Source organism: Bradyrhizobium sp. USDA 4452 (assembly GCF_054063575.1).
The window spans coordinates 2,194,388-2,219,440 of sequence record NZ_JBSSGK010000001.1; the positions used below are offsets into that span (position 1 = coordinate 2,194,388).

Annotated in this window: 23 protein-coding genes; 4 read left to right on the top strand and 19 right to left on the bottom strand. The window is 60.7% G+C overall.

The genetic code is table 11. The features are described 5' to 3' along the window. Window positions 1-2: 2 nt before the first annotated feature. Window positions 3-728, top strand: coding sequence for an SOS response-associated peptidase (locus ACVISU_RS10450; RefSeq protein ID WP_456706895.1), 726 nt, complete (start codon window positions 3-5; stop codon window positions 726-728). Further along, window positions 725-1,828 carry a DNA polymerase IV gene (gene dinB / locus ACVISU_RS10455; RefSeq protein ID WP_456706896.1) on the top strand — a complete coding sequence of 368 codons (1,104 nt, stop codon included), beginning with the start codon at window positions 725-727 and terminating at the stop codon, window positions 1,826-1,828. The genes ACVISU_RS10450 and dinB overlap by 4 nt, the downstream gene beginning before the upstream one ends. 330 nt (window positions 1,829-2,158) lie before the next feature. Here dinB and ACVISU_RS10460 read toward each other — a convergent pair whose 3' ends face one another. The 9 genes from ACVISU_RS10460 to ACVISU_RS10500 all read right to left on the bottom strand — a co-directional run bounded on the left by ACVISU_RS10460 (window position 2,159) and on the right by ACVISU_RS10500 (window position 11,606). Further along, on the bottom strand, window positions 2,159-3,508 hold the full coding sequence (locus tag ACVISU_RS10460) for an MFS transporter (RefSeq protein WP_456706897.1): 1,350 nt from the start codon (window positions 3,506-3,508) through the stop codon (window positions 2,159-2,161). Window positions 3,509-3,619: 111 nt separating this feature from the next. Beyond that, a complete protein-coding gene (locus ACVISU_RS10465; protein WP_456706898.1) occupies window positions 3,620-4,672 on the bottom strand; it encodes a leucyl aminopeptidase in 1,053 nt (350 codons plus the stop codon). Between the two features lie 60 nt (window positions 4,673-4,732). After that, window positions 4,733-5,545, bottom strand: coding sequence for an alpha/beta fold hydrolase (locus tag ACVISU_RS10470; protein WP_456706899.1), 813 nt, complete (start codon window positions 5,543-5,545; stop codon window positions 4,733-4,735). Continuing rightward, entirely contained in the window at window positions 5,542-6,258 is a 717-nt protein-coding gene (locus ACVISU_RS10475; protein ID WP_456706900.1) for an isochorismatase family protein, read from the bottom strand. Before ACVISU_RS10475 ends, ACVISU_RS10470 begins: the two co-directional genes overlap by 4 nt. Window positions 6,259-6,289: 31 nt before the next feature. Further along, window positions 6,290-7,501: an FAD-dependent monooxygenase gene (locus ACVISU_RS10480; protein ID WP_456706901.1), complete on the bottom strand. Its 1,212-nt coding sequence runs from the start codon at window positions 7,499-7,501 to the stop codon at window positions 6,290-6,292. A gap of 38 nt (window positions 7,502-7,539) precedes the next feature. Next, window positions 7,540-8,019, bottom strand: a complete 480-nt coding sequence (locus ACVISU_RS10485) for a (2Fe-2S)-binding protein (RefSeq protein ID WP_456706902.1) — start codon at window positions 8,017-8,019, stop codon at window positions 7,540-7,542. Then, a complete protein-coding gene (locus tag ACVISU_RS10490) occupies window positions 8,016-8,891 on the bottom strand; it encodes an FAD binding domain-containing protein (protein ID WP_456706903.1) in 876 nt (291 codons plus the stop codon). The genes ACVISU_RS10485 and ACVISU_RS10490 overlap by 4 nt, the downstream gene beginning before the upstream one ends. A gap of 2 nt (window positions 8,892-8,893) precedes the next feature. After that, entirely contained in the window at window positions 8,894-9,343 is a 450-nt protein-coding gene (locus ACVISU_RS10495; protein ID WP_456706904.1) for a CoxG family protein, read from the bottom strand. A gap of 4 nt (window positions 9,344-9,347) precedes the next feature. Continuing rightward, window positions 9,348-11,606, bottom strand: coding sequence for a xanthine dehydrogenase family protein molybdopterin-binding subunit (locus ACVISU_RS10500; RefSeq protein ID WP_456706905.1), 2,259 nt, complete (start codon window positions 11,604-11,606; stop codon window positions 9,348-9,350). 262 nt (window positions 11,607-11,868) lie between these two features. On the opposite strand from ACVISU_RS10500, the gene ACVISU_RS10505 reads away from it, so the two are divergent. Then, a complete protein-coding gene (locus ACVISU_RS10505; RefSeq protein WP_456706906.1) occupies window positions 11,869-12,336 on the top strand; it encodes a MarR family winged helix-turn-helix transcriptional regulator in 468 nt (155 codons plus the stop codon). A gap of 1,249 nt (window positions 12,337-13,585) precedes the next feature. Further along, window positions 13,586-14,449, top strand: a complete 864-nt coding sequence (locus ACVISU_RS10510) for an AraC family transcriptional regulator (protein WP_456706907.1) — start codon at window positions 13,586-13,588, stop codon at window positions 14,447-14,449. A 64-nt stretch (window positions 14,450-14,513) separates the two neighbouring features. On the opposite strand, the gene ACVISU_RS10515 is transcribed toward ACVISU_RS10510, so the two are convergent. From ACVISU_RS10515 to ACVISU_RS10560, 10 genes are all read right to left on the bottom strand, one after another. Beyond that, entirely contained in the window at window positions 14,514-15,746 is a 1,233-nt protein-coding gene (locus tag ACVISU_RS10515) for an ABC transporter substrate-binding protein (RefSeq protein WP_456706908.1), read from the bottom strand. Between the two features lie 138 nt (window positions 15,747-15,884). Continuing rightward, complete coding sequence (locus tag ACVISU_RS10520; protein WP_456706909.1) at window positions 15,885-17,756, bottom strand: AMP-dependent synthetase/ligase; 1,872 nt, start codon at window positions 17,754-17,756, stop codon at window positions 15,885-15,887. 1 nt (window position 17,757) lies between these two features. Further along, window positions 17,758-18,486, bottom strand: coding sequence for an enoyl-CoA hydratase/isomerase family protein (locus ACVISU_RS10525; RefSeq protein WP_229191023.1), 729 nt, complete (start codon window positions 18,484-18,486; stop codon window positions 17,758-17,760). A 78-nt stretch (window positions 18,487-18,564) separates the two neighbouring features. Beyond that, window positions 18,565-19,695, bottom strand: coding sequence for an LLM class flavin-dependent oxidoreductase (locus ACVISU_RS10530; RefSeq protein ID WP_456706910.1), 1,131 nt, complete (start codon window positions 19,693-19,695; stop codon window positions 18,565-18,567). 200 nt (window positions 19,696-19,895) lie between these two features. Then, on the bottom strand, window positions 19,896-20,678 hold the full coding sequence (locus ACVISU_RS10535; protein WP_456706911.1) for a creatininase family protein: 783 nt from the start codon (window positions 20,676-20,678) through the stop codon (window positions 19,896-19,898). Next, window positions 20,679-21,446: an enoyl-CoA hydratase/isomerase family protein gene (locus ACVISU_RS10540; protein ID WP_456706912.1), complete on the bottom strand. Its 768-nt coding sequence runs from the start codon at window positions 21,444-21,446 to the stop codon at window positions 20,679-20,681. Between the two features lie 162 nt (window positions 21,447-21,608). After that, window positions 21,609-22,265, bottom strand: a complete 657-nt coding sequence (locus ACVISU_RS10545; protein WP_456706913.1) for an ABC transporter ATP-binding protein — start codon at window positions 22,263-22,265, stop codon at window positions 21,609-21,611. Window positions 22,266-22,320: 55 nt separating this feature from the next. Beyond that, window positions 22,321-23,046: an ABC transporter ATP-binding protein gene (locus tag ACVISU_RS10550; RefSeq protein ID WP_456706914.1), complete on the bottom strand. Its 726-nt coding sequence runs from the start codon at window positions 23,044-23,046 to the stop codon at window positions 22,321-22,323. After that, on the bottom strand, window positions 23,043-24,074 hold the full coding sequence (locus tag ACVISU_RS10555) for a branched-chain amino acid ABC transporter permease (RefSeq protein ID WP_456706915.1): 1,032 nt from the start codon (window positions 24,072-24,074) through the stop codon (window positions 23,043-23,045). Before ACVISU_RS10555 ends, ACVISU_RS10550 begins: the two co-directional genes overlap by 4 nt. Continuing rightward, window positions 24,058-24,927 (bottom strand): branched-chain amino acid ABC transporter permease, encoded by an 870-nt coding sequence (locus ACVISU_RS10560; RefSeq protein ID WP_456706916.1) that lies wholly within the window; start codon window positions 24,925-24,927, stop codon window positions 24,058-24,060. Before ACVISU_RS10560 ends, ACVISU_RS10555 begins: the two co-directional genes overlap by 17 nt. Window positions 24,928-25,053 lie beyond the last annotated feature (126 nt).

Here is a 25,053-nt window from a genome sequence, read left to right on the forward strand (position 1 = left end):
CGATGTGCAATCTCTACTCGATCACGACCAATCAAGCCGCCATCGCCGCGCTGTTCCGCGTCGTGAACCGGTACATTGGCAATCTGGCGCCGATGCCAGGGGTCTTTCCCGATTACAAGGCGCCGATCGTGCGCAATGGGGCCGAGGGCCGCGAACTCGCGACGGCACGGTGGGGCATGCCGTCTTCGCAGCACGCCATGATGGAAGCAACCAAAAAGCGCGCGGCAAAGCTCGAGGCGAAAGGCAAGGCGGTCGAATTCAAGGAATTGCTGCGGATGGAGCCGGACGGCGGCACGACCAATATCCGCAACGTAAAGAGCAAGCATTGGACGAGATGGCTCGGCCCCGAAAACCGCTGCGTGGTGCCGTTCAACTCCTTCAGCGAGTTCAATAAGGCTGAGGGCGGCGATATCTGGTTCGCGCTCGACGAGAGCCGTCCCCTCGCCTGCTTCGCCGGCATCTGGACCAGCTGGACGTCCGTCCGGAAGGTCAAGGAAGGCGAGACGACCAATGACCTCTACGCGTTCCTGACGACGGAGCCCAATGCAGAGGTCGGTGCCATTCATCCGAAGGCGATGCCGGTGATCCTCACATCGCCGGTGGAGGTAGACGTCTGGATGACGGCACCTCCGGACGAGGCACTGAAATTGCAGCGGCCGCTTGCCGACGGAACACTTCGGGTCGTCGCCCGCGGCGTCAAGGAAGATACAGCCGGGCTCGGGACGTGACCATCGAGATCGATGACGACCAGGCGGTTGCGCCGGTCAGGCAGCGCAAGATCATCCACATCGACATGGACGCATTCTATGCGTCCGTCGAGCAGCGGGACAATCCAGACCTGCGTGGCAAGCCGGTTGCCGTCGGAGGATCCCGCGAACGCGGCGTCGTGGCGGCAGCCAGCTATGAGGCCAGAAAGTTCGGAGTTCGTTCGGCCATGCCGTCCGTCACGGCAAAACGACAATGTCCCGATCTGATGTTCGTCAAGCCGCGCTTCGAGATCTACAAGGCCATCTCGCAGCAGATCCGCGACATCTTCGCAGAACACACACCGATTATCGAGCCCCTGTCGCTCGACGAGGCCTATCTCGACGTGACCGACAACCTGCAACGCATCCCATGGGCGCGCGACGTCGCGCTCGCTATCCGGGCCAAGATCAAGGCCGAGACAGGTCTCAACGCTTCGGCCGGCATCTCATACAACAAGTTTCTGGCAAAACTCGCATCGGATCACCGCAAGCCGAATGGCCAGTACGTCATCACGCCTGAAATGGGCCCGGCATTTGTGGAAACCCTGACCGTCGGCAAATTCCACGGCATTGGTCCTGCGACCGGCGCCAGGATGAATGCCCTGGGTCTCTACACGGGGCTCGATATGCGCAATCAGTCGCTCGCATTCATGCAAGCCAATTTCGGCAAGGCCGGCGCGTACTACTATTGGATCTCAAGGGGCGTTGATCATCGTGAGGTCCGCGCCGATCGAATCCGGAAGTCGGTCGGCGCAGAGACCACCTTCACAAGCGATTTGACGGAATTCCAGACATTGGCCGCCGAACTGCAGCCACTCATCGACAAGGTCTGGCGGCACTGTGAAGACAAGGCAGCGCGTGGCCGAACGGTGACCCTCAAGGTAAAGTTCAACGATTTCGAGATCATCACGCGCAGCAGGTCGGTACCTGCTGCGGTTTCAAGCCGCGCAGAACTCGAGCGACTGTCGATCGCGCTCCTTCAAAACGAGATGCCCTTTTCCAGGTCAGTCCGGCTGCTGGGGGTTTCGCTTTCGTCCCTACAGAACGACGATGCGGCGCCGCAACTTGACCTGCCGATCTGAAGGTCGCGGCTAACGGACACCGCCAAATCCGGACGATACGGCCAATCGCCATGCCGCGGGAATCCGAATTGCCCAAGCAGCACTATCGCATGGTTGCAACAGGTTCGGCAGGGGCGCCGAGGATCGGCCGGCGGCAACACCTGCGATCGGGGCAGCGGCACACGCATGAAGAAGACGGTGCTGGCCGAGTCTTGATCGATGCATTGAAGGCCTCGACCAGGCGTCATTTGTCCGTATCGACGAGCCCTGTACCGAGTGCCACCTTCCGCGCCGGGCCGGCGAGATGAGCGCGACAAGCTCTCATCTCGCCGCGCGTCTTTCACGAGCGCATCATACGCTCGAGACGGGAGCAGCCTTCATCGCTGGCTCCGAGTCCGCATCGGCCTTGAAGCCCTTCGCAGACAAATCCCGACCGAGCGTCTCAGGAAGCAGAAGAGAGGCCAGAACGAAGACAGTTGCGGCGGGAAGGGCCACGGCGACCATGCCGTTCAGCAGGCTTCCGCCGAAATGAGCGGCCGCAAGGGGCACGATAACCGGCGCGATGCTGCCAAGACCACGACCGCCCATATAGAACGTGGACACCGCCGTCGCGCGCAAATTGACCGGATAGAGCTCCGAGATCCAGACGCCCGTCACGCCGAGCGCAACGTTGCCAATCCCGAAACCGATATAGAGCCAGAACATCGGCCACTCGGTCTTCGAGCCGGCATAGAGCTGACCTCCCCATACCGCCATGCCAACCAGGGATCCGATCCAGAACAACGCCGGCACGAGAGCACCGAATCGGCGGCCAGCCCTGTCGTTGAAAAAGCCGTTGGCGAGATAGCAAATGCCGCTGACCACGGAAAGAAGAACGGCCGTGGTGCGAACCACGTCGCCCGGCGTGTGCATGTCCCGGAGCAACAGCGTCGGAATGAAGGAGACGACGCTGTAGTAGCAAAGCATGTAGCTCATCAGCCACACGCAGGCAGTGACGGTCTGGCGCGCCAGCCCGTTGCGAAACAGATCCGCCAGGGGAAGCGTGCGGGCCGCCTCTGCAACCTGACCGGCCTTGCGTTGCGCCTCGTACTCCAGCCAGATTTTCGATTCAGGCATGAAGAAGCGGATGAAGATGATCAGCAGGATCGGCATTCCGCCGCTCAGCAGGCCGATGCGCCAGCTCCACTCGTCGCTGAACGTCGCGATAAGCCAGATTCCGACGATCGACGCCGTGGACGATGCGATCACGGCGCAGCCCTGAAGCGCAGCCGCGCCCAGGCCGCGGCTGCCTTTTTTCCAGGCCTCGTTGAAGAGCACCATGCCAACGCCGTACTCGCCGCCAAGACCGATGCCGGTGATGAACCGCAGCACCGCAAGCGACCAGTAATTCCATGCGAACGCGGAAATAATCGCCGCGACCGAGAACAGCGCGATCGTGAGCTGAAGCGAGGTCTTTCGGCCAAGGCGATCACCGATGACGCCGAACAGGGCCCCGCCGATCGCTGATCCGAAGAGCGTCAGGGCCTGCAGGGAGCCGATCTCGGTCAACGATAGCGACATTGACCGCTGGATCGCTGGCAGCAGAAACGGAAAGATCAGGACGTCGTAGAAGTCGAGAATGTATCCCAGCATCGCCGAGATCATGATCGAATAGCGTTGCCTGGCCGTGTAATCTTCCACACCTGAGACGGTCTTAGACATGCAATGCGTTTCCCGTTGAAAGAGCTGAACAGTGGATGATCGTCGCCGAAGCGCTTTCCGCGTCATTGGGAACCGCAATTGCGACTCCGGGTCCCGGTTCGATGCCGAGGCCTAGCGGCCGGGCGCCCTCAACTCCGGGTAGGCAAACTCGCCCTTGTCGAGGATGTGAATATCGTCGAGCCAGAGACTGCAGCCGCGAAGCGGGATATCGAGATGACACGGCGTGTCGTTCGTGCCGCCAAGCTCGGTATTCGGTCCCGTCGAGAACAGAACGTTTCCATAAAAGGAAAGCGCGTTCATGATGTGCTCCGACGCGAGTTGCTGAGATGCAGCTATATGGTGCCAGTCGGCGCGCTCATTCGATCCCCACCCGATATGCGAGATTGCCCAACCTCGCGGATCGCCGAAACTGTCGATATAGCTCCTGATGAGCGTCGCGTCGGTGCCTTCGCCCTTGAGGTCGACGATGTAGCCGTCCTTGATGGTGAGCGTGACCGGAGACTGGATGTAGCGCTTGAATGCGCAGAGAATGTCGCCCGGCATCAGGACGACAGTGCCGTTGACGTCCCCATCCGTGGCCTGCGTGAAAGCAAATCCTGACGGGAAATGATCCCAGCGGCCCGGTTCATCGGTGTATCCGTACTCGGAAATGACCGGATATTGCTTTAGGCCGTAGGTCACATCCGTTCCGCCCGGCGACGTGATGCGCATGGTTCTGGCTGACTGCAGGAGCGTTCGTGAGAGCTCGGTCCGCCGGCGGAGATCCTCAGTCGGGAACATCTTCTTGAGAATGTGGAACGGCTCCATGACGCGCAGAATGCGCGTGCCTGCCTCCTGAATTTCGAGTTGCTCGCGCGAGAACAGCAGGCCCAGAAGATCAATCACCATGTCCACGCGCTTGAGCGTGTCGATCGCCGGCTGGTTGCCGCTCAGCGCGTGTCTGCCCTGCTGGCCCGCAACCTTGCTCTGGCCGTACTTTGGAACATTGAGGTGGAAAGTTGTCGCGCCAAGGCTCCGCGCGGCCAGCATGAACGTCTGGGCATACTCCGACTGATCCTCGCCGCCGCTCAGGACAGCCACGACCTCGCCTTCGCTCACCTTGCAGAGTGCAAGTTCGGCCTTGAACAGTTCGAGCATATCAACATCGATGCGTTGCCGGGTCATCTTCAGTCATCTCCTTTGCCGGGCATGTAATCGCAGCGCTCCGACCGGTCTTTCGAGCGGTCAGGCGAGGACGTCACTGACGATCGAAAGGAAGCCTTCCGTGTCGTCGATGTGCATTTGGTGACCTGCGCTCTCCAGTCGCTTGATCTCGATGGACGGCAATAATCGTTGAATCTCTCTCTCATCTTCGGGACGGATGACGTCGCCTTTGCCTGCAACGAGCAGCCAGGTGCGGACGCTGAGGTTGGCGAGATCGTTGTGAATGTCATCGTGATGAAAACCCTTGTGACTTTCGATCAGGGCGCGCTCGTCGCAGGTGTGCATCCACTCGGCCCGGGCACGGATGTGCTTTTCGGGCCAGCGCGGCGCGGAGGGGCTTCGCAGCGCCGCGTCCGCTTCTCCAAGCCTTGCGCTATGAAGCAGCTTCAGAAGAGGCCCGATCGGACTTGGATAGGCGCGGCGTCCGGGGCCGGAGACCGGAGGATCGACCAGGATCAACTGTCTCATGGACGATGGCCGCCAGCGCGCGGCACGAATTCCGATCCGGGCGCCCATGGAGTGGCCGAGCAGGGTATACGCGCCTATTTCCAGCGCCTCGGCGAATGCGACCAGATCCGAGGCGCAGGCATCCAGCGAATAATTGAGATGCGGCCCGCTTTCGGAAAGGCCGCGTCCCCGGACGTCGAGTACATAGACGTCATGTCCGATGCACAGACGTTCCGCGATGAACGCCCATTGTGCCGCGGCCGTCGAGATGCCCGGGAGGATGATGATGGCAGGACCGGCTCCGCCGAAGCGCAGGTAATGCTGGCGGACGCCATTTGCGCGCACGTGAGCGCCGTAGAGCAGACCGGAGACCTGGGCGACACTCATGTCGGGCGATCCTGCGTACGATCGGCTGGCAGCGCATGAAGCCGCTCGGTGACTTCCGAGGTGGGCATCACATCTGCGTACTTGCTGGCTATATCGAACAGGTTGACGGCGTGCGAAGTCGGCGAACGATCGTAGACAGCATCGCTCGGCACGACCGATTTGAAATTTAGCGCGCATGCATCGACGACCGATGCCCGGACGCAGCCGCTTGTCGTGCAGCCGGTCACCACCAGTGAATCGATCCCGGCCCCGACGAGATATGTCGTGAGCGGGGTGCCGAAGAACGCGCTTGCCTGCGTCTTTGGCAGCAGCAGCTCTCCCGGCTCTGGAGCCACCTCGCGAACAAAGTCGTAGCCCTCGGGCGGAATCTGCATGATGGCTGGAATTTTTGCCGCGAATGCCCCCTGGTCATGGCTGACCTTGCAGGCGACATGCGGAAATATCACCGGCCATCTTCTGCCGCGAAACAACCGCATCAGATCGGCAATCTGCGCTATGGCCTGCCAACCAGCCTCACCGCAGCTGGTTGGATATTGCTTGATCGCCTCGCGGATCGGCATCGGCCGGTCACCGACCGAGCGGTACTGCACGTCAATCACCAGCAGCGCGGGCCGCTTGCCGAATCCAGCCGCGCCACCCAATCCTGCGATCGCGTAGGTCTCGCGCTCTTCGAGCGGTATCACCCTGTCCCAGGGCTGCGCTTTGCCGATCATCCTTGTGCACCGGTGCTCGTGGGGAGAGATGTCAATGAAGAGGAATGGCGGTCGCGTCGTACTGGTAGATCCAGTCGTAACGAGCGGCGGTCGCTTCCGGCGCCCACTGCGTCCTGATGTAGTCTCCCGCCGTTTCGGCCCTGGATAGCGCCGGGTTATGAAAGATCGGCAGCATCCCAGCCGCGGAGTTCGCAACCCTGGTTGTGCGATCCAGGCGCAGGCTTTGATATGTCTGGAAAGCTCTCGCAGGATCGCTTGGGTGCTGCTCGAGGCACCGGGCGAGAACGGAGGCGTCCTCCAACGCCATGTTCACTCCCTGACCGAGATATGGCAGCATGGAGTGGCACGCATCTCCAAGAAGCGTGACCCGTCCTTGCGACCAACCAGCCAGCGTGGGCCGCACGAACAGGCCCCATTTGTGAAGGCTTTCGACGTCGCTGACGAGCGCGATGATGTCGGGATGCCAGCCCACGAAGTCCTTCAGGCACTCCTCGACAGACCCCTTCTCCGACCAGGATTCCAGGAGCCAGTCGTTGCGATCGACCTGCCCCGAGAACGTCATCAATTCCGTGTTCTGCCAGCGGACCGGATATGCCGTGACATGTGCGTTCGGCCCAATCCATGTCGACACCACGGGCTCGCGCTGATGCGGCTCGAGCCGGTCGACCGGCACCAGACCACGCCAGGCGATTGCGTTGGTGTACTGGCTTTCGATCTGGCCGATCAGCCCGGTTCGGACCTTCGAATGCGAACCGTCGGCGCCGATCAGCGCCCGACCTTCGACCTCGCGGCCGTCCGCGAGCCGAAGTCGAATCCCGTCCCGGCTCTGGCTGAATCCGACAACATGGGCGTTCAGATGGATGGCGTCCGGCTTCAATCGCCGTACACCGTCGACAAGGATCTTCAACAGGTGCGCGCGCAGCAGAAGGTAGGGTTGGTTACGGGCTGCGTCGGTGGACCGGTCATACAGCGACCACGTTTCACCGGTGTTCCAGAGCCGGATGGAACGTCGCTCGGCCGCGATGCAATTCTGTTCGACTTGTTCGGCGAGGCCGAGATCGCGAAGTACGCGCACGCCGTTCATCGAGACCCAAAGGCCGGCGCCGACTTCACGCAGCTCGGACGCCTGCTCGAAAACGTCGCAATCGATCCCGCGTCGAAGCAGCGATAACGCCATCGCCAAGCCGCCGATGCCCGCGCCCGCAATCAAGACGCTCGTTCTTTTGACCTGATCAATACTCATGGTACCTCCAGAAAGTAGCTGCGCCGTCTCGCGCGGTTTCAAGCGGCATCCCGCCGGACCGCAAGGCTCTTCACGGCTTCGAAAATCTTGGTGTAACCGGTGCAGCGGCAAAGATTGCCGTCGAGATAGTGCCGGATTTCCGCGTCAGTCGGATGTGGCGTGGTCCTCAAGAGCGCCGTGACCGCCATGATGAACCCGGGCGTGCAGAAGCCACACTGCAGGCCGCCATGAAGCACGAACGCCTGCTGGATCGGGGATAGCCCGTCCGGCGGCGTGACACCCTCGATTGTAGTGACGTCGCGCCGGTCCACATCGACCGCGAGCGTGGTGCAGCTCGAGATCGGCTCGCCATCGAGAAGCACCGTGCAAGCGCCGCATACTTCCATGTCGCAGGAACGTTTCGTTCCCTTCAGGTCCAAACGATCCCGGATGAGGTCGATCAGGAGCATATGGGCCGGGACGTCGACGGCGATCGTCTTGCCGTTCAACGAGAAGGAGATCGCCAATACTTGTGTCATTTCAGCCAGCTCCCGCCGGCGATGACAGCCTCATCGGCGTTACGCAGCAGAAGCACGCCTGCAAGGTGACGCTTGTAATCGGATCCCCCATGCCGATCGGCGTTGACTTCAAGCTGATCCAAGGCTGCGGGAAGAGCGGTCTCAATCGCCTGACGGGCCTCTGTGACCCCTACGTTTCGGAGGGCATCCTCGACGACCGGCAAAGGCTGTGGCCGCGAACCGAGCGCACCGACCCGCACACGGGCGCTCCTGATCGTGCTTCCGCCGGCGTTCAGTGACCAGGCCATCGCGACGTTCACGGAAGGCCTCTCACCATGCTTGAACCTGCGATAGGTTACGGGTCCCGCGGGCCGCGGGAACACGATCACTCTCAGCAGCTCGTCAGGCTCGCGCACCGTTTCCATTTCGCTTCGGATGAAATCATCAGCGTGAACTTCACGCGTCCCCCGGGATCCCTCGAGCACCAGCCGTGCGTTGAGAGCGGCGAGCATCGTCGGCGGATCGGCGTGAGGCTCTCCGAAGCAGAGATTGCCGCCGATTGTTCCAACGTTCCGGACCCTGATGTTTGCGACCTCGGCGCAGAGCGACGCGAGCGCCGGCACCTGCTTGTGGATAACGGGATTGCCGCTGATCTTTCTGTGCGTGCAGCGCGCGCCGATCTCGATCTCGTTCATGCCGTTGACGGCAATGCAATCGAGCCCGGGGATACCCTTGATGTCGATGAGGCGGTCTGTACGGATGACGCGCATTTTCAGCGCGAGCAGCAATTCGGTCCCGCCGGCGTAGAACATACCGTCCCCGGAATCGCCGACGGCACGCACGGCATCGGCAATCGTCGAAGGCCGCTCGAATTGGAAGGGTGACGGCAGCATGATCAGGCCGCGCCCAGCATTTCTTTGAGCCGCCTCTCGAACTCTTCGAAGTTCTGATCGACCCGGCGCTTGATGATGCCGAACCCCATGCTCGCAAGCCGGCCCTGCACGTCGACTTTCGCGTCCACGGCAAATGTGGACCCAGAACCGGCCTGCGTGACGGTCACGTCGAGGACAACGGCCAGCCGCGTTCCTGTGATCTTGTCGCGGCCCGTAGCGCGGGTACGCACGTGAGACGGCTCGGTAATCGATTCAACGATGATGTCAGCCGGCACTTCGAGCTTGAAAGGACCGATCTTCTGCTTGACGGTCGCTTTGTAGGTTGCAAGCCGCTGGATTTCCTCGACGCTTTCGCACCCGGGAATGCAGCTCGATATGCGTGGAACGTCGAGCAGCGTGCTCCAAAGCTGCGCCGGGGTCGCCGGCACCGCCATTGACATGTTGAATTCCATGAATTCAGTTCCTCTTCCGGAGTGCGCGCCACACTTTTTCGGGTGTCATCGGCAGATCGGTTATTCGGACGCCGTAGGCGGCGAACAGCGCGTTGGCGATCGCCGGTGCGACCGGCAGGATCGCTCCCTCGCCCATTCCTTTGGCGCCGCCAGGCCCGGGGCCGTCGCCGTTTTCGACAAGTATCGTGTCGAACGAGGGCGGCACGTCGGTGATCCGCGGGATCGAATAATCGATCGGCGTCGCGTTGACGGGTTGCCCGTCCTCGAACTCGAGCGCCTCGTGAAGCGCGTGACCGAGCCCCATGACAGCAGCGCCCTCATCCTGACCTTCCGCAGCGAGGCGATTGATCACACGGCCGACGTCGGCGGCGCTGGCGTACCGAGGCACACGGATCTCGCCGGTTTCCTCATCGACCACGATCTCTGCGAGACCCGCGGCTGTCTCCCAGAACAGAGGTGACTCCGCCAGGGAGCCTTTCTTCGAGCGCGGCGTGATGGCGCCGCGGCCGACGACTTCTCCCGAATCGACACCCAGGCTGCGGTGAAATATCTGATGGAAAGTGAGAACGTCTGGACCGGTCGAGACGCCTCCCTCGACGAGTGACAGGCCGGCGCGGGGAAGCTCCCAGACCTCTGCAACCATGTCGAGGATCTGATCGGCTGCGTCGAGAGCGGCGCTCTCGACAGAGAGGCCGACGACGACGGTCGAGCGGCTCGCGCCGGTACCCCAGTCGTAAGGGGCGACCGCTGTATCCGAGCGCAGGACGGTGACCGCAGACATCTTCTGCTTCAATGTCTGCGCCGCGATTTGGGCCATCGTCGCGTGCGCACCCTGACCAACCTCGATGCTGGAGACCGCAACGAGAATCGACCCATCGATCTTGAGACGCACAATCGCGTTGCTGGTCGGCGTATTCGCCGGATCGGTTGCGGCAAGTGCCAATCCTTGCGCCTTGCGGTTGGAGGGTTGCGCGTCCGGCGCGAACGACCGCCTCACCCGGCCGATCAACTCGCTCATGTCCATGTCGAGCGCGCGCAGGTCGGGGCGGATGCGCTCGCCACGGGAGGCCAGGTTCAGCATGCGGAACTCGGTCGGGTCCATGCCGATTGCCGCAGCCACATTGTCCATGTGCGATTCCTTGGCCCAAACCGCCTGTGGGCCACCGATTGAGCGGAACGCCGCGCCAGGGACGGTGTTCGTGTAAACCGCACATGCTTCGAGCCGCATGTTCGGCACCACGTATGGGCCCATGATGCGGTTCGCCGATTTCGTGGCGACTGCTGAGCCCGTATCTGAATACGCTCCGCCGTCGAGCAGAAGCCTGGCGCTCTTCGCGAGGATCCGTCCATTGGCATCGACCGCGGTGCGAATCGTGATGTCAGCGCCGAGCCTTCGGCAGGTGAGCATCGATTCAGCTATGGATTGAGCCACCCGAACCGGGCGGCGCACCTTCCAGGACGCGGCGGCGACCAATGGTTCGATCTTGACGGATGCCTTGCCGCCGAATCCCCCGCCAAGGAACGGGACGATCACGCGGACCTTGGCCAGCGCCAGGCCAAACAGCCTGGAGAGCACCTTCTGAACCGCGGTCGGCGTCTGCGCACCTGCCCAGACCGTCAGAAAGTCTCCCCGGAAGTCGGCGATGACCGCATGCGGCTCCATCGCGAAATGCGAGATTGCCGGAAACGTGAAGTGGTCCTCGTGAACGTGCGCCGCGACCGCCTCCGCAGCTTCAACATCTCCGACGTTGTTCCTGTAAGTGTGGAAGATGTTGCTGCCCGGTGTCGGCCGGGCGCCGCCCTTGAAGTAGAAGTCTTCGAGGTTTTCGTGATGCTCATGGATGAGCGGCGCATCCGCCATCATCGCTTCACGGATGGTCGTTGCGTGCGGGAGTTCGTCGTACGCGACGTCGACAAGCTCCGCGGCGGCTTCGGCGATCTCGATAGTCTCAGCGATCACGACGGCGACCGGCTCGCCCACATACCGCACCCGGTCGATTGCCATGATCGGCCGGTCCTTGAGCACGACACCCCAGCAACCCAACGAGACGACATCCGCTCCGATGAGCACGTCGACGACCCCTGCTACGGACCTGGCGACGCTCACGTCAATCGACGAGATGCGCGCGTGAGGAGCCGGCGAACGAACCACAAAGCCGTGCAGCATCCCCGGGATCACGAGGTCGGTAACGTATTCTGCCCGCCCCGTAACCTTCTCGATGAGGTCGGGTCGTACGGCACTCATACTGTCAGTCACCGACATGCTCGGATCCGGGGTGCGAGGTCACAGCCGATGGTCAGGAAGCCTGCGCGGCTCCTCCCAGGGGGCGATCCCCAACCTCTACCCCAATTATCACTCGTATGCAAGCGCTACACTCGTATACGAGTGATACCCCTATCCGCCGGACGGATAGGGCTCGCGGTCAGACGGCATGGATTCTTAGGGGCAACGAATGTACACAAATGAAGCCATCCAGCTTTGTTCAAGCCGAGCCACGGCCACGTGCCGCAAGAGGACGAAAATCGTGCAACCGAAAACCAAGACGGCTCCGACGGAGAAGCCGAAAGAGACCGCACAGTCTTACAGGTTGGACGATGCACCAGGATTCCTGTTGCGCGTCGCGCTCCGTACCCACACATCGATCTTTGTCGCGAAAATGATCGAAGAACTAACCCCGCCCCAATTCTCGACGCTGGCGAAACTGAGGGAAGTCGGATCATGTTCTCAAAATCACCTGGGCCGACTGATCCACTATGATTCAGCAACGATCACTGGCGTCATCAATCGCCTCAAATCGCGCGGGCTGATCAAGAGCTCCAAGGATCCTCTGGATCCACGACGACGGCAGATCGAACTAACGGATAAAGGGAGGCGGACGGCGGACGCTGCGATCGAGACCATTGCTGAGATTTCCGGCGAGACATTTGCCCCGTTGACGAGGGAAGAATTTCGGACCCTGACCGAGATCTTGAAGAAAATCATACGCCGCTGAGCCCCACAGCGCTGAGCCGGCCGACAAGCTGATCCCGTAAGCGCTTCAGCCGCCGCCGGGCAAAAAAATGGCCCGGCACGAGCCGGGCCAAGTCCAGGGAGGACGCGAAGGATGTGGATCCTTCGCAAACGCCGAACGCGGATCTCGATCGAAGACAGCCCAACGAACGATCTCCGCGACAGAACTATCCGGTATGCCGGCCGGCATTTTGTGCTGAAGAAGGCGGAACTGCGCTAGCTTCCGGCATTTTCGCGTGACAAGGCCGGGATGAGCCAGATCGGCGCGCCATGCTGCATGGACCGAAGGCCAGTTGGGTCGTAGCCGATGAAGGCACGATCAAAACAATTGATGGAGCCCATCACCGGCCATCTACCGAATGTCGCCTGCATCGCACGATCGATCGACGCCGATCCCTGAGCGGCTATCCCGCGCGCCTGCGCAGGGCCCGGACAATTTTTGTCCTGAAGCGTGCGAGATCGAACAGCAATCTGGGTGCTCTCCTGACCGCGATCGCTTTACCCACGATCGCGAGCCGCAGAACGCGGACGAATCTAGCCAGGCCCAATTCCATGAATGCCTGCCGGACATGTGGCTGGTCAGCGATCGAAAGCATATTGTCCGCTAAAACGATGGACGATCTGAGTTCGGGTTTCTTCTGCAGAACAAAGTCACGGCATGCTACCGCGAACTCCAGCTCCTGAGCGCTCAAGGATATGCAGAAGACAGTTCGATTATCCTCCACCATATTCAACTGCCCCCGAACGATCGCACGGCGCGGCCTTCTGTCTTTCGACGTCACGGCCTGCGCGGGCCTGGCTCTCGCCTTCCAATCGGCAACACGCCCGTGCCAGCTTTCTGCGAAATGGTAGCATCGGGGGTCGCGGCATTTTCCGGCGAATACCCCTGCGGACAAGCGCGATCGGTGGACCCAATTGGCGCGGGAACGCGGCATTTTCCACCGTCGGGGCGGGGGTTGCGGTCTGGCGCCGTGAGACGTGTCTTGTCGCAGCAGCTCCCTGCGTTGAGCCTTCCGGTTGTTTTCCCCATCGCGGAGCCAGTCGATGAGCGGCCGTGACAGTCACCATCCGGGAAGGAACGAGGCTAACCCGCAGGATCAGATTCTTGCATCCTCGCGTTACTTTTCGGTGACGAGCATTTCCCGGAGCGCTATCGTCGCCCGGACTCCAGGCGCGCCCCTTATCTCCGCCTCCTGAATTGCGGGAGCCGTAGCCAGTAGCGAGCGAATTCGATGAGCATGTTGTCCACGTCCGAAATGGATCCTGGTTTTGCCAGAATGAATTTGCCCGAGCTTCGGATCAACTACGATCCGATTGATCCGGATCAGTTCGATCGGCCGATCACCTCATTCTGCATCGAAACCGGTGAAGACAATGACGAGCTTCCGCTCCACTCACACAAGAAAGGGCAACTCGTTGTCGCTTCACATGGATCGGTGATGTGTCGTGCCCCCGGCGGACTATGGATCGTTCCGCCGCAGGGTGCCGTGTGGATACCGGCAGGCGTCATGCATAGCAATTGCGTCTCGGACAATGGAAAGGTCTACGTCGTCTTCATCGATCCGCAGGCGAGTACGCTTCCGAGCACGTGCTGCACGTTCACGATATCATCGCTCGTCCGTGAACTGATCCATCGGCTCTCCGTTTTTCCTCCCCTGTATCCAGTCGAGGGGCCGACCAGCCGGCTCGGACGCGTGCTGCTCGACGAATTGGTGCAGATGTCCACCGAACAGATGTACTTGCCCATCTCCACCGACAGCCGGCTTCAGCATCTCGCGGCATCGCTGCTCAATGACCCCGGCGATCGCAGCACGATCGACGAATTGGCGACCAGATATGCGATGAGTGTCCGGACCTTCGCTCGCCTGGTCTTGAAGGAAACCGGGATGACGTTTGGACGCTGGCGACAGCGCCTTCACATCCTCGTCGCGCTGCAGAGGCTGTCTGCGGGATATTCCGTTCAGGCCGTCTCGCTCGATCTGGGCTATGAAACCCCCAGCGCCTTCATAACCATGTTCAAGAAGGCGATGGGCAAGAGTCCGCGCCGCTTCCTTGCCGAGCGATCCAGCTTCGTCGGCCGTGAGCCCTCGGCTTGAAGACTCTCGCCCGGCAGCCCTGGCTCCCAACATCGCAAGCTGGGGCCGCAGCTCGCGGCGTCTCCTATCGCGTGTTGAAAGGTACGAGAGGGTATTGGAGCGAAGCTTCGGCGACCGACTGCGGCGCCACCACGCGAGGCTTCCCGTTCTGCCCTTGAAGCATGGTCACGTCGCTGCCCATATTCTGGCCATTGGCGTCGAACTTGATCTTGCCGCTGGACATCAGGATAGGCGTCATGTCCGTTGCTTTTAGCGCGGCGTGGATCGCAGCGGATTCGGAAGAACCGGCGCGGCTTACGGCGTCCGCAACAATCTGAACAGCTTCGAAGGCACAGCCTGAATTCCCGTCGACCCAGTCATTTGGATAATCGGACGCAAATCTCTTCAGGATCGCCGCGGCGTCAGGCGCCTTCGGATTGTACCACAGGGTCGAGAGTATCGCGCCGTCGCCGTACTTGCCCAACGCGTCATAATACGCTTTGTCCTGCGCGCCATTCGAGTTGGGGGAGAAGATCATTTTGGGATTCCACCCCTGCTTGGTGCATTCCCGAATGATCATGATGGCGTCGTTGACGCGGGTCACGGAGACCAACGCGTCCGCGCCTGACGCTTTGGCTTTTGCAACCTCGACCGAGAGATCCTTGGCTCTTTCATCGTATGGAATATACTCGGCAATCCTGAGGGGCACTTCGACCTCCTTCCAGGCCTGATCGATGCTCGCCGCGGTCGACTGTCCCATCGTATTGTTGAGGTGCATGACGGCGGCGCTTGTTGGAGCGTCCTTGATCGAGGACAGGATGGACTTCAGCTCCATGAGCGACTTCCTGACGATGGTCAGCGACGTCGGGTAGTACCTGAACACCTCGGTGAATCCTTGAGAGGTCACCTGGGTCGCGCTCGCGATGTGAACGACCATAGGCACTTTTGCGGCCTCGGCGGCCTGAAGCGCGGAGATGGTTGCTCCGGAATCCCACGCGCCGATAAGTACCGTGCACCCCTGCCTGATCAGGTTCTCGGCGGCAATCCGTCCGTTTTCCGGCCGGCTTTGCGTGTCCGCGTGGATGATTTCCAGCTCTATACCGAACTTCTCCTTTGCGAACTTCGCACCGACATCGATGCCGCGTAGGCAAGCCTGCCCCGGAAACGCCAGGACGCCACTGCTCGGATTGATTGCGCCGACGCGGACCTTGGCCGGGCTGGCCGCTCTTGACTGCCACGATGCGAGTCCGACTGCGGCGCCAATTCCGCTACCGATCAAGGACCGACGGGTCAAACCGCTTTCGATATGCTTTCTCATGTAGTTTCCCCTTTGGTTGGCTGCAAGAATACCGGATGCGGTCTGACAGCCGCGCTCGACGAACAATGAGGCGCTATCGCGCCAGGACAAGCACTCGCGCTCGGCGCTTCACGAGATGCGCCGACTGCGTAGTTTGGCTCAGGGTTTGACTTCCGCCTTGACGAGGTTGTCTTCGCTCTCGTCATAAAGCGTATCGATCAACGACCGATACCTCTCCATGATCTGCTTCCGACGCTTCTTTCGAGTCGGCGTCATCATGCCGTTCTCGGGAGAAAGCTCTTCCGGCAATATCCGGAACGCCTTGATCTGCTCGGCCCTGGCAAGCCTGCCATTCGCCTTGCCGATCTCTGCTTCGATCATCCGCACCACGATTTCGGAGCTTGCCAGTTCCGAGTACCGCTCGACGCGAAGACCGTGCGATCTGGCCCAATCCATCGTCGCGGTCGCGTTCACCTCGATCAGCGCGGTGAGGTACTTCTTTCCTTCTCCAAGCACAGCCGCCTCAGAGATAAACGGGCTGCGCCTGAGCTCGTTTTCGATCTGCGTCGGGCTGATGGATTTTCCATTGGAAGTGTTGATGATCTCCTTTTTTCGATCGACCAGCCTGAAGAGGCCCGTCGAATCGACATCCACGATGTCTCCGGTGTAGAGCCAGCCATCGCGCAGAGCGGATTTGGTTTCTTCCGGCTTATTCCAGTAACCGACAAAAAGTCCGGGTCCCCTGACAATCATTTCCCCGTCTTCGAGAACAGCGGTCTCCCAAGCCGGATCCCGCAGGGGTACGCCCACGGTGCCAGCTTCCGGCCATTCCGCCATCTGCACCAGATTGGCGCCGACCAGTTCCGTCTGTCCGTAACATTCCTTCAGCTGCAATCCCCATAGCTGCCACAGCGACATCAGCTCGGGAGGCATCGCCGCGGACGAGGTGTATGCGACCGTGAGTTCCTCGAACCCGACCTCACCAAGCAGCGGACGGAAGACCTGTTGCTGGCACACGGCAAAGAGGCCGGAAATGAACGGGTCCGGCACGCCTCCGGCCTGACGATCATCAAGGGCCTTGCGGGCGATAGTCATCGCGAGCTGATAGTCCTGCTTCTGCTTCTCGGACCCGGCGTGAACCTTGCTGAGGATCTGGGTGGCATACCGCTGGAAGAACCGCGGCGGAGCCATGAAGTAGGTCGGCTTCACTTCCTTGACGGTTTGAGCGAACTCTGCGCTGTTCTCGCCGAAATACGGCACCAGGCGGATGAGCAGAGGCAGTGTCGTTGCCTGTGCGCGTGCCACCGTGTGTGACATCGGCAGGTGCACGACGACACGGTGGACATCGGAGCGCAACTTCGACGTGAACAGGGTTACGCTGTGCGCACCAGCAAGCAGCGACAGATGGGTCAGCATCGCTCCCTTCGGAAATCCCGTCGTGCCGGACGTGTATCCGATGCTGGTCAGGTCGCTCGCCTTTGCTTTTGCGACCTGCTCCTTAAGAAAGATGTCGGCGTCAATCGATGTTTCGCTCCAGAAGTCATGAAGAGAGACGACGTTCGCCGGCCCGCCTGTCTTCTTCCACGCGGGATCGAGCACGATGATTCTTTTCAACTGGTCAGCATGGCCCGATGCAAGGACGGTACCGAGCTGATGTTCACTGCCAACGAACATGAACGACGTTCCGGAGTCGCCCAGATAATAGCCGACCTCCTCCGCCGATGAGGTGAAGTAGACGCCGACCATGATGCCGCCGGCACAAATGATCGCCATGTCCGCAAGAAGCCATTCCTGGGACACATCCCCCATGATCGCCGCGCGATCGCCGCGTTCGAATCCAGCCTTTTGCAGAGTCGCCGCCAACTTGGCCACCTCGTCCGAATACTGCTTCCAGGTCGTGGCAATCCACTCACCGCGACGTTTTTGCTTGAACGCGATCTCGTCAGAAAGCTCCACCCTCCGCCGGCTCAGGAGCTGCGGAATGGTCACGTCGGCGAGTTGGGCGCCTGACGCAAAACCCTCGGCGCTCACCTCAACGCTCCGCGAAGCGCTTGCGCTTTTCAGCGAAGGCGGCCACGGCATCGCGCCGGTCGGGCGCGGCAAAGGTGATCGTCTCGAGGGCGGTCGAGGTGTCAAGGAGCAGATGCGCGTACTGCTTGATGATCTTGTTCACGCAATACTTGGTCCAGATGATAGATTCTCTTGGGCCGCTCGCGAGCATCTCTGCGTACTCGATTGCAGCATCCTTGACGTCCCTGTTCGAAATCACCTCGTTGATCATGCCGATGGACGCGGCCTTTTCCGCGGAGATGAAGTCACCGGTCATCAGGTAGTGCTTCGCCCGGACGGGTCCCATCAGCAGTGGCCACATCACCGCGCCGCCATCGCCCGCGACCACGCCTGCGGTAACATGCGTATCGGCAAACCTCGCGGCCGGACTGGCGAATATGACATCGCAGAACAAGGCGAGAGTTGCCCCGAGACCGACCGCGACGCCGTTGACCGCGGCGATGATCGGCGCCTCGACCTCCAGCATGTTCCGGATCAGATGGCGTCCGCCCCGGGTCGGCGACGGGATCGGACTCTTGTCGAGCGTTTTCTGATCGCCGCCCGAACAGAACCCCCGCCCCGCCCCCGTCAGAACGATCGCGCGGACCGCCTTGTCCTCGTCCAGCTCGACGAAGACCCGTTCGAGCTCGCTGTGCATATCCCAATTGATCGCATTGAGGATCTCCGGCCGGTTCATCGTGACGATGGCCACACCGCTCGGCCGCTTCTCGACGATCAGATATTTGTAGTTCTGCTTCGACATGGCTATCTTCCATTTGTTCCGGTTGGCTTACTTCTGCGGTCGCATGGCGCGGATCTGTCCGAGAATATCTTCCGTAGGCCGGACGACATTGTTCCTATCGTTGAAGTGGGGGATCACATAGCGGCCGCACATGTCGATCGCTTGCATGATCTTCTCGTGATCGACGGAGTCGAGATGGAGAAGCACCTCGTCGACGCCCATCGCCTGAAACTTCTCGATCTGACGAATGACGGTGTCCGGGCTTCCGCAGACCGTTGTCGCGGAGTGGTTGAGCAAGTAGTCCCAGTCCTTTCCCGCGCGCTCCATGGCTGGCACGCTCTCGCTCATATACGCATAGTCGTCGGCGAGCTTTGCGAGACGGGGATAGGCGTCAGTCGAAATCCTCGCATAGTGCATGAGGGGCTCAGCGTAATCGTCCTTCGCTTTCTGATCGGTTGACCCGATGCCGAAGAAAAGCGGAATGCCGATGCGCGGCCGATCGAGCGGACCTTGCTCGTCACGCTTCCAGCCGCGACGGTAAGTGTTTAGAAGCTTTTCCTGGACCTCCCATCCCTGGTAGATGCAGTTACTCATGACGGCGAGGCCTTCGGATCCGGCCCAGCTGTGGCTCCGCTCGCTGGTCGCAGCGATGCCGATCACCGGATGCGGCTTCTGTATCGGCTTGGGCACCAGCATCCGCGGCGGGATCTGATAGTACTTGCCTTCGAAGGTGAAGATATCTTCGCGCATCGATTTCTTCAGGAGCGCGATGCCTTCCTCCATCTGAGCGAGAGTTTCGCTCGGATCAACGTTGAAGGCGCGCATGGCGATGGTCGTGTTGGCCCGGCCGGCGTAGAATTCCATGCGGCCATGCGACAGGATGTCGGTTACTGCCAATCGCTCCGCCGATCGCAAGGCATGATTGATCTTCTGGGGCATCAGCGTCACCGCTGACCTCAGCTTCACGCGCGACGTAACGGCTGCAAGGTACCCGTAGACGACCTCCGGCGCGGAGCTCGAGATGCCGCCGAGCGCAACGTGCTGCTCGGAAAGCGCGACGCAGTCGAATCCGACCTTTTCGGCCAGACGCACCTCGTCCACGAGTTCATGGAGCCGGCGGGCATAGCTCTGCCCGACCTGGGTTTCTTGCTCCGACCAAAACCCGAACGTAAGTGCCATCTTCTGGATCCTCATGGAGTGTCAAGATGGCGAAGCATTTCATGGGCGCGGCAACATTTTTGTTCGAATGCGCCACGCAGTTAGATGACTTTCCAAATTTTGTGCTGTGAGCAGTCAACGCCTGCCCTTTCGCAGCCAACGCCGCTGAACGTGGCGCGACAATCATTCTCGGCGTCCATCTGAGGAGGAGCACGAGAGATTCAGACGGCGTTGCTTTGGCTTCCAAACGAGACAGCCAGAAGATCTGTTATCGCCGCGAGACATCGCTCGCCGATCCCCGCCGTCGAGCCGAACGGGTTGCCGATGATGCCGTTGGCCGTGACGGACTTGATCCCGTTTCTCCACATTGCCTGAAGCTGCTCCTCGGATAGCGCACCGAGATGCCCGACCTCGAACCGATCGAGCCTGACGCTGTCGGGGCGGAGCAACATCATGAGCGACGTCTCCGCGATATCGGCATGTCCTCCAACAGCATTCGGGTCACCACCCGCTTGCTCGACGGCGCTTCGCCATCTCTCGATCCAGGCAACGGCATCGCAGTACGCGTCGATCTCGACGTCTACCGGAACGGCGCTCCTCAGCCGGGGAAGCATCTCCTGGAGCGCGGGAAAATTCCCGATATGGCCTGAGAACAGCAGAATGCGCCTGAAGCCGTGCCTCGCGAGACTTGTGCAATAATCCAGGCAGATCGATTCGAACGTCTCCGGACGAATGGAGATCGTCCCCGGGAAGACCAGATGATGGGCTGAACAGCCGACCTTGATGGTGGGAGCGATCAGGGTACGTCCCAGCTGCCGCGCCAGGCTTGCCGCGATGGCGTCTGCATGATCCGCATCCATGCAGAGCGGAAGGTGCGGTCCATGTTGCTCCACAGCTCCGCAGGGTATCAGGACGGTCGATGCCCCCGCAGCAAGGGCAGCCGATACCTGTTCGAAGCTCAGCAGTTCAAGACGGAGCTCATCAGGCAATGCCGGTGCGGTCATTCACGCTTTCCTCGGCTGTTTCGACAGGAAGAGCGAACGCGCCTGTGCCGAACTATCGTCTACCAGATAGGCCGCAAGATCCTCGATCGTCACCGCCTCGAGCGCAGCATCGTCCATTTGGCCCGTCAGGTTCAGCGAACGCTTGATCGCCGTAAACAGCTTGCGCTCCTTTCCACGAAGATGCCTGCATACCTCCCCGGCTCTCACCATCACTTCCGCGGTGCTTGCGATCTCGTTGATCGCCCCAATTTGGAGTGCCTTTTTGGCGTCGGTCAAGTCGCCCCAGTAGAGCAATGCCTGCGCCTCACGAAGCCCAAGCTTCTGCACTGCCTTCCGGATTCCCTTGGCTGCAGGCAACAGGCCGTGGTTGATTTCCGGGAACCCGACTTTGCATTCATGGTTCGCTACGACGTAGTCGGCGTGAAGAAGGAACTCCAAGGCCCCGCCAACGGCGTATCCACGCACGGCACACACGAAGGGCGCGGGGTATCTCTCCATCTCGCAAAGAAGCGCGTGGAAGCTCCTCATCCGAGGCCGCGATATTTCGATGCCGGCGACCTCCTTTATGTCTCCGCCCGCGCTGAAGAAGCGCTCGCCCTGGCCGGTCAGGACAATGCCCGGCGGCGACGCCTCGCGAGACAATGCGCGAAACGTGTCCAGCAGCCGGCTAACAAGCGCGTTGTTCAGTGCGTTTGCCGGCGGCCTGTTCATGGTCATGGTGACCACATCGCGGTCGCGTTCGATCAGAATGGCGTCATCGGCTTCCATGGAAATAGCCTAGGCGAGGCCTTGTGGAATTGGTTGCGGGACACCCCTTCCCCGACGCCGCTGCTCGACACAAATGGTCGCGCCCGGGCTATTTCGCGGCATCTTCTGCCGCGACCGTTCGGCCGCCTTTTCGGATGACGGGCTGGTCGCGCCACAGGACCGTTACAGTCCAAGATAAGCGCGCTGAATCTCGGGATTGTTCAGCAACTCGTCGCTGGATCCGTGGAGCACGATTGAGCCGTTCTCCAGAACGTAGCCGCGACTGGCCAACGCAAGCGATTTCGCCACATTCTGCTCTACCAGCAGGACCGTGGCTCCCTGCTCGTGCAGGGACTTCACCACACGAAACATGACGTCCGTCAGCGCGGGCGACAGCCCGATGGAAGGCTCGTCAAACATGACGACCTCGGGCTTTGACATGATTGCACGGCCGATAGCCAGCATCTGCTGCTCGCCGCCCGATAGCGTACCGCCCAATTGCCCCTGGCGCTCACGAAGCTTTTCAAACAATTGATAAACGAAGTCGAGCGTTTCGGACTGCCCGCCCTTCGCGCGCTTCAGCGCCCCTCCGAGGAGCAGGTTTTCTTCCACAGAAAGACTTCCGAATATCTGCCGACCTTCCGCGACCTGGGCAATGCCGCGCTCGCAGATCTCCCATGGCGGCATCCCGGTGATATCAACACCGTTCATTTTGATGGCACCGCTCGACGACCGAACGATGCCCGAGATTGATCTGATGAGTGAGGTCTTCCCCGCACCGTTCGCGCCAACGACGCAGATCAATTCGCCTTTGTGGATCTGCAGGGAGACGCCGTTCAAAGCGCAGGATCCATCGTACGCGACACAAAGTCCGTCGATCGTCAAAAGCGCACCACTAAGCATGGAAGCCTGCCCCCAGGTAGCTCTCGAGGACTTTCGGATCTGCAACCACCTCTCCGGGAGGTCCCTCTGCGATCTTGGCGCCGTGATGCAACACCACCACATGCGAGGCAACTTCCATCACGATGCGCATGACGTGCTCGACAAGGAGGATCGTCAATCCACCTTCGGCAAGCTTCTGCAGTACGCCTACGATACCCGCAGCTTCAGTCGGTCTCAGACCCGCCATAACCTCGTCCAGCAACAGCAATTTGGGCCGGGTCGACAGCGCCTTGGCCGTTTCCAGCATTTTCCGGTCCGGCAGCGTTAATTGATCCGTCCTTGCATGGGCCTTGGCGGCCAGACCAACGCTTTCAAGTGACTCGTACGCCTTCGATCTGGCCTCGCTTACGTTTCTGGTCCAGCTGAAGGCTCCGATCATGGCATTCTCAAGCACCGACATGTCACGCATCGGCCGCACGATCTGAAATGTTCGCGCGATACCCATCCTGCAAACAGTCTCGGGTGGCGAATTGTCGATCTGGCGGCCTTCGAACAGCACCCGGCCGCCGGTCGGCTTCAGGGCACCAGCGACCAGGTTGAAGCATGTCGTCTTTCCCGCTCCATTCGGTCCGATCAGCGCTGTGATCCGCCCCGCTCGAAGTGAGAAGCTTACATCCTTCACCGCGACCAGGCCTCCGAACGATCGGGACAGGTTCTCGACCTCAAGCAGGGCTGTCATTCTTCGACCTTTCGGGACTGCCACAGCCATGCCGTGGGTGGCGCCTGGATAGCTTTGCAAAAGCGCGCAATCGCCGGCCAGATGCCGTCTGGCAGGAACCAGACGACCGAGATCAGGACAACACCGTAGGTAATATTGTTCAGTCCCGGGATCCGGAGACTGTCGCCGAGCGCGCTCATCAAGTGATTGAGCGGAATCGCGGCGAGCGACCCGACCAGCGGACCGAACGTGGTCCCCAGCCCCCCGACTACGGGCCCTATCAGGACGTCTACCGATAGCCCCATCCCCATGATTGAGTCCGGGAATATCGACCCTTGCACGAGCGCCAGAACGCCGCCGCCGGCGGCGGCCGTTGCAGCCGATAGCGAGATCACGAGAATCTTGTGCTGGAACGTCCGGACGCCGAGCGCGCGTGCGGCCGATTCGTCGTCGCGCATCGCCCGCCATACGTATCCGAGGTAGGATCGTGAAATGAATTCGGTTCCGATTATTCCCAACGCCGCCAGTGCAAGCGCGACGAAGTAGTAGAAGCGGGCATCGCCGCGAAGCATGGAGATCTCAATCCCGCCTGTTGGCGCAGGAAAGAACAATCCCTGCATTGCGCCCACGAACTCCCAGCCACTGAACATGATCCTGGCGAACTCGGCGGCGGCAATCGTGAGCAGCGCGAAATAGATACCGCGAACCTCGAACCGAAAGCTCAACCAGGCGATCGACGCGCCAACGGATCCGGCGAGGATCATTCCGGTCAAGAGCCCGACCCAAGGCGAAATGCCGTACTTTACGTAGAGGACACCGACGGAATAGGCTCCCAGCCCGACAAAAAGTGCGTGACCGATCGATAGCTGCCCGCCGATCCCAAGCATCAGGTTCCAGGACTGTCCGAGGAAGGTGAACAACAATACGATCGTCATCAGCGAGATGACGTACGGATTTGCCAGCGTCCCGACCAATCCCAGGACAGCGAAGACCGCTATCCCAGCAAGCCACCGTGTCCTTTCCAGCCCACGGTCAAATTTCTTTTGCACCAAAAAACCCCCTCGGACGGAAAACCAGGATGATGATCAGCAGCGCGTAAGGAAGCGCCGTCTTCATCGAAGGCGTGAACATCAACGCCGCGATTGCCTCGGCAACGCCGATCACCAGACCTCCGAGGAGTGCTCCGCCAAAGCTGCCAAGCCCGCCCACGATGACCGTCACGAAAGCAAGGAGAGTGAAATCGACGGCGAGATATGGTTGAGCGTCGAACAGGGGAGATATCAGGGCGCCGGCGACCCCTGCGCAAGCTGCCCCGATGCCAAAGGTAACCGCATAGACTCGTGGAATGTTCAGTCCAACGATGAGGCCGCCCAAACGATTGTCCGCCGCCGCCCGCAGCGAGCGGCCGAACGAGGAGAACTTCAGATAAGCTCCGAGCAGAGCTATAAGCAGCCCGGCGGTCGCTGCCGCCTGCACTCTCGCCAGGTCGAGCGTCACAAGGCCGAGAGACACGGTCTGAAACGACAGCTGCGAGGCAGTTGGACGCGGATCCGGCCCGAACGCGACCAACTGGGTTCCGCTAAAGAGCAACGACAGGCCGATGAAAACAATGAATTGATAGTGATGCGGCCGGTTTACGAACCGACTTACAATCAGCGCTTCCAACAGATATCCGAAGACGAACATCACGACCGCAGCGATAGCTGCCGCCACGATGATTGGCACGTTCCACAGGCGAACCGTCCAGTAGCCGATGTAGACACCGAACACGACCATCTCGCCGTGAGCAAAATTTACGACGCGCATGACGCCGAATATAATGGTGAGGCCCAATGCGACGAGGCCGTAAACGAGACCGAGCAGAATGCCGCTCGCAAGAACATTGAGCCAGAGCGAGAGCATCAGCAACCACTGACTGGCGCGAGCGAATGCCGGGTATTGGACACCGCAACACTCAGACGGACTGCTAGCCGCGGCTGGCCGCGCTCGGACGGGATCGAGACCACCCCGGCGCAAAATTCCGACCTG

Bases quoted from the DNA above. Each gene is read 5' to 3' on its own strand.
- ACVISU_RS10450 (WP_456706895.1), top strand. From the start codon at position 3: ATGTGCAATCTCTACTCGATCACGACCAATCAAGCCGCCATCGCCGCG.
- ACVISU_RS10460 (WP_456706897.1), bottom strand. From the start codon at position 3,508: ATGTCTAAGACCGTCTCAGGTGTGGAAGATTACACGGCCAGGCAACGC.
- ACVISU_RS10465 (WP_456706898.1), bottom strand. From the start codon at position 4,672: ATGACCCGGCAACGCATCGATGTTGATATGCTCGAACTGTTCAAGGCC.
- ACVISU_RS10470 (WP_456706899.1), bottom strand. From the start codon at position 5,545: ATGAGTGTCGCCCAGGTCTCCGGTCTGCTCTACGGCGCTCACGTGCGC.
- ACVISU_RS10475 (WP_456706900.1), bottom strand. From the start codon at position 6,258: ATGATCGGCAAAGCGCAGCCCTGGGACAGGGTGATACCGCTCGAAGAG.
- ACVISU_RS10480 (WP_456706901.1), bottom strand. From the start codon at position 7,501: ATGAGTATTGATCAGGTCAAAAGAACGAGCGTCTTGATTGCGGGCGCG.
- ACVISU_RS10485 (WP_456706902.1), bottom strand. From the start codon at position 8,019: ATGACACAAGTATTGGCGATCTCCTTCTCGTTGAACGGCAAGACGATC.
- ACVISU_RS10490 (WP_456706903.1), bottom strand. From the start codon at position 8,891: ATGCTGCCGTCACCCTTCCAATTCGAGCGGCCTTCGACGATTGCCGAT.
- ACVISU_RS10495 (WP_456706904.1), bottom strand. From the start codon at position 9,343: ATGGAATTCAACATGTCAATGGCGGTGCCGGCGACCCCGGCGCAGCTT.
- ACVISU_RS10500 (WP_456706905.1), bottom strand. From the start codon at position 11,606: ATGTCGGTGACTGACAGTATGAGTGCCGTACGACCCGACCTCATCGAG.
- ACVISU_RS10510 (WP_456706907.1), top strand. From the start codon at position 13,586: ATGAGCATGTTGTCCACGTCCGAAATGGATCCTGGTTTTGCCAGAATG.
- ACVISU_RS10515 (WP_456706908.1), bottom strand. From the start codon at position 15,746: ATGAGAAAGCATATCGAAAGCGGTTTGACCCGTCGGTCCTTGATCGGT.
- ACVISU_RS10530 (WP_456706910.1), bottom strand. From the start codon at position 19,695: ATGGCACTTACGTTCGGGTTTTGGTCGGAGCAAGAAACCCAGGTCGGG.
- ACVISU_RS10535 (WP_456706911.1), bottom strand. From the start codon at position 20,678: ATGACCGCACCGGCATTGCCTGATGAGCTCCGTCTTGAACTGCTGAGC.
- ACVISU_RS10540 (WP_456706912.1), bottom strand. From the start codon at position 21,446: ATGGAAGCCGATGACGCCATTCTGATCGAACGCGACCGCGATGTGGTC.
- ACVISU_RS10550 (WP_456706914.1), bottom strand. From the start codon at position 23,046: ATGACAGCCCTGCTTGAGGTCGAGAACCTGTCCCGATCGTTCGGAGGC.
- ACVISU_RS10560 (WP_456706916.1), bottom strand. From the start codon at position 24,927: ATGCTCTCGCTCTGGCTCAATGTTCTTGCGAGCGGCATTCTGCTCGGT.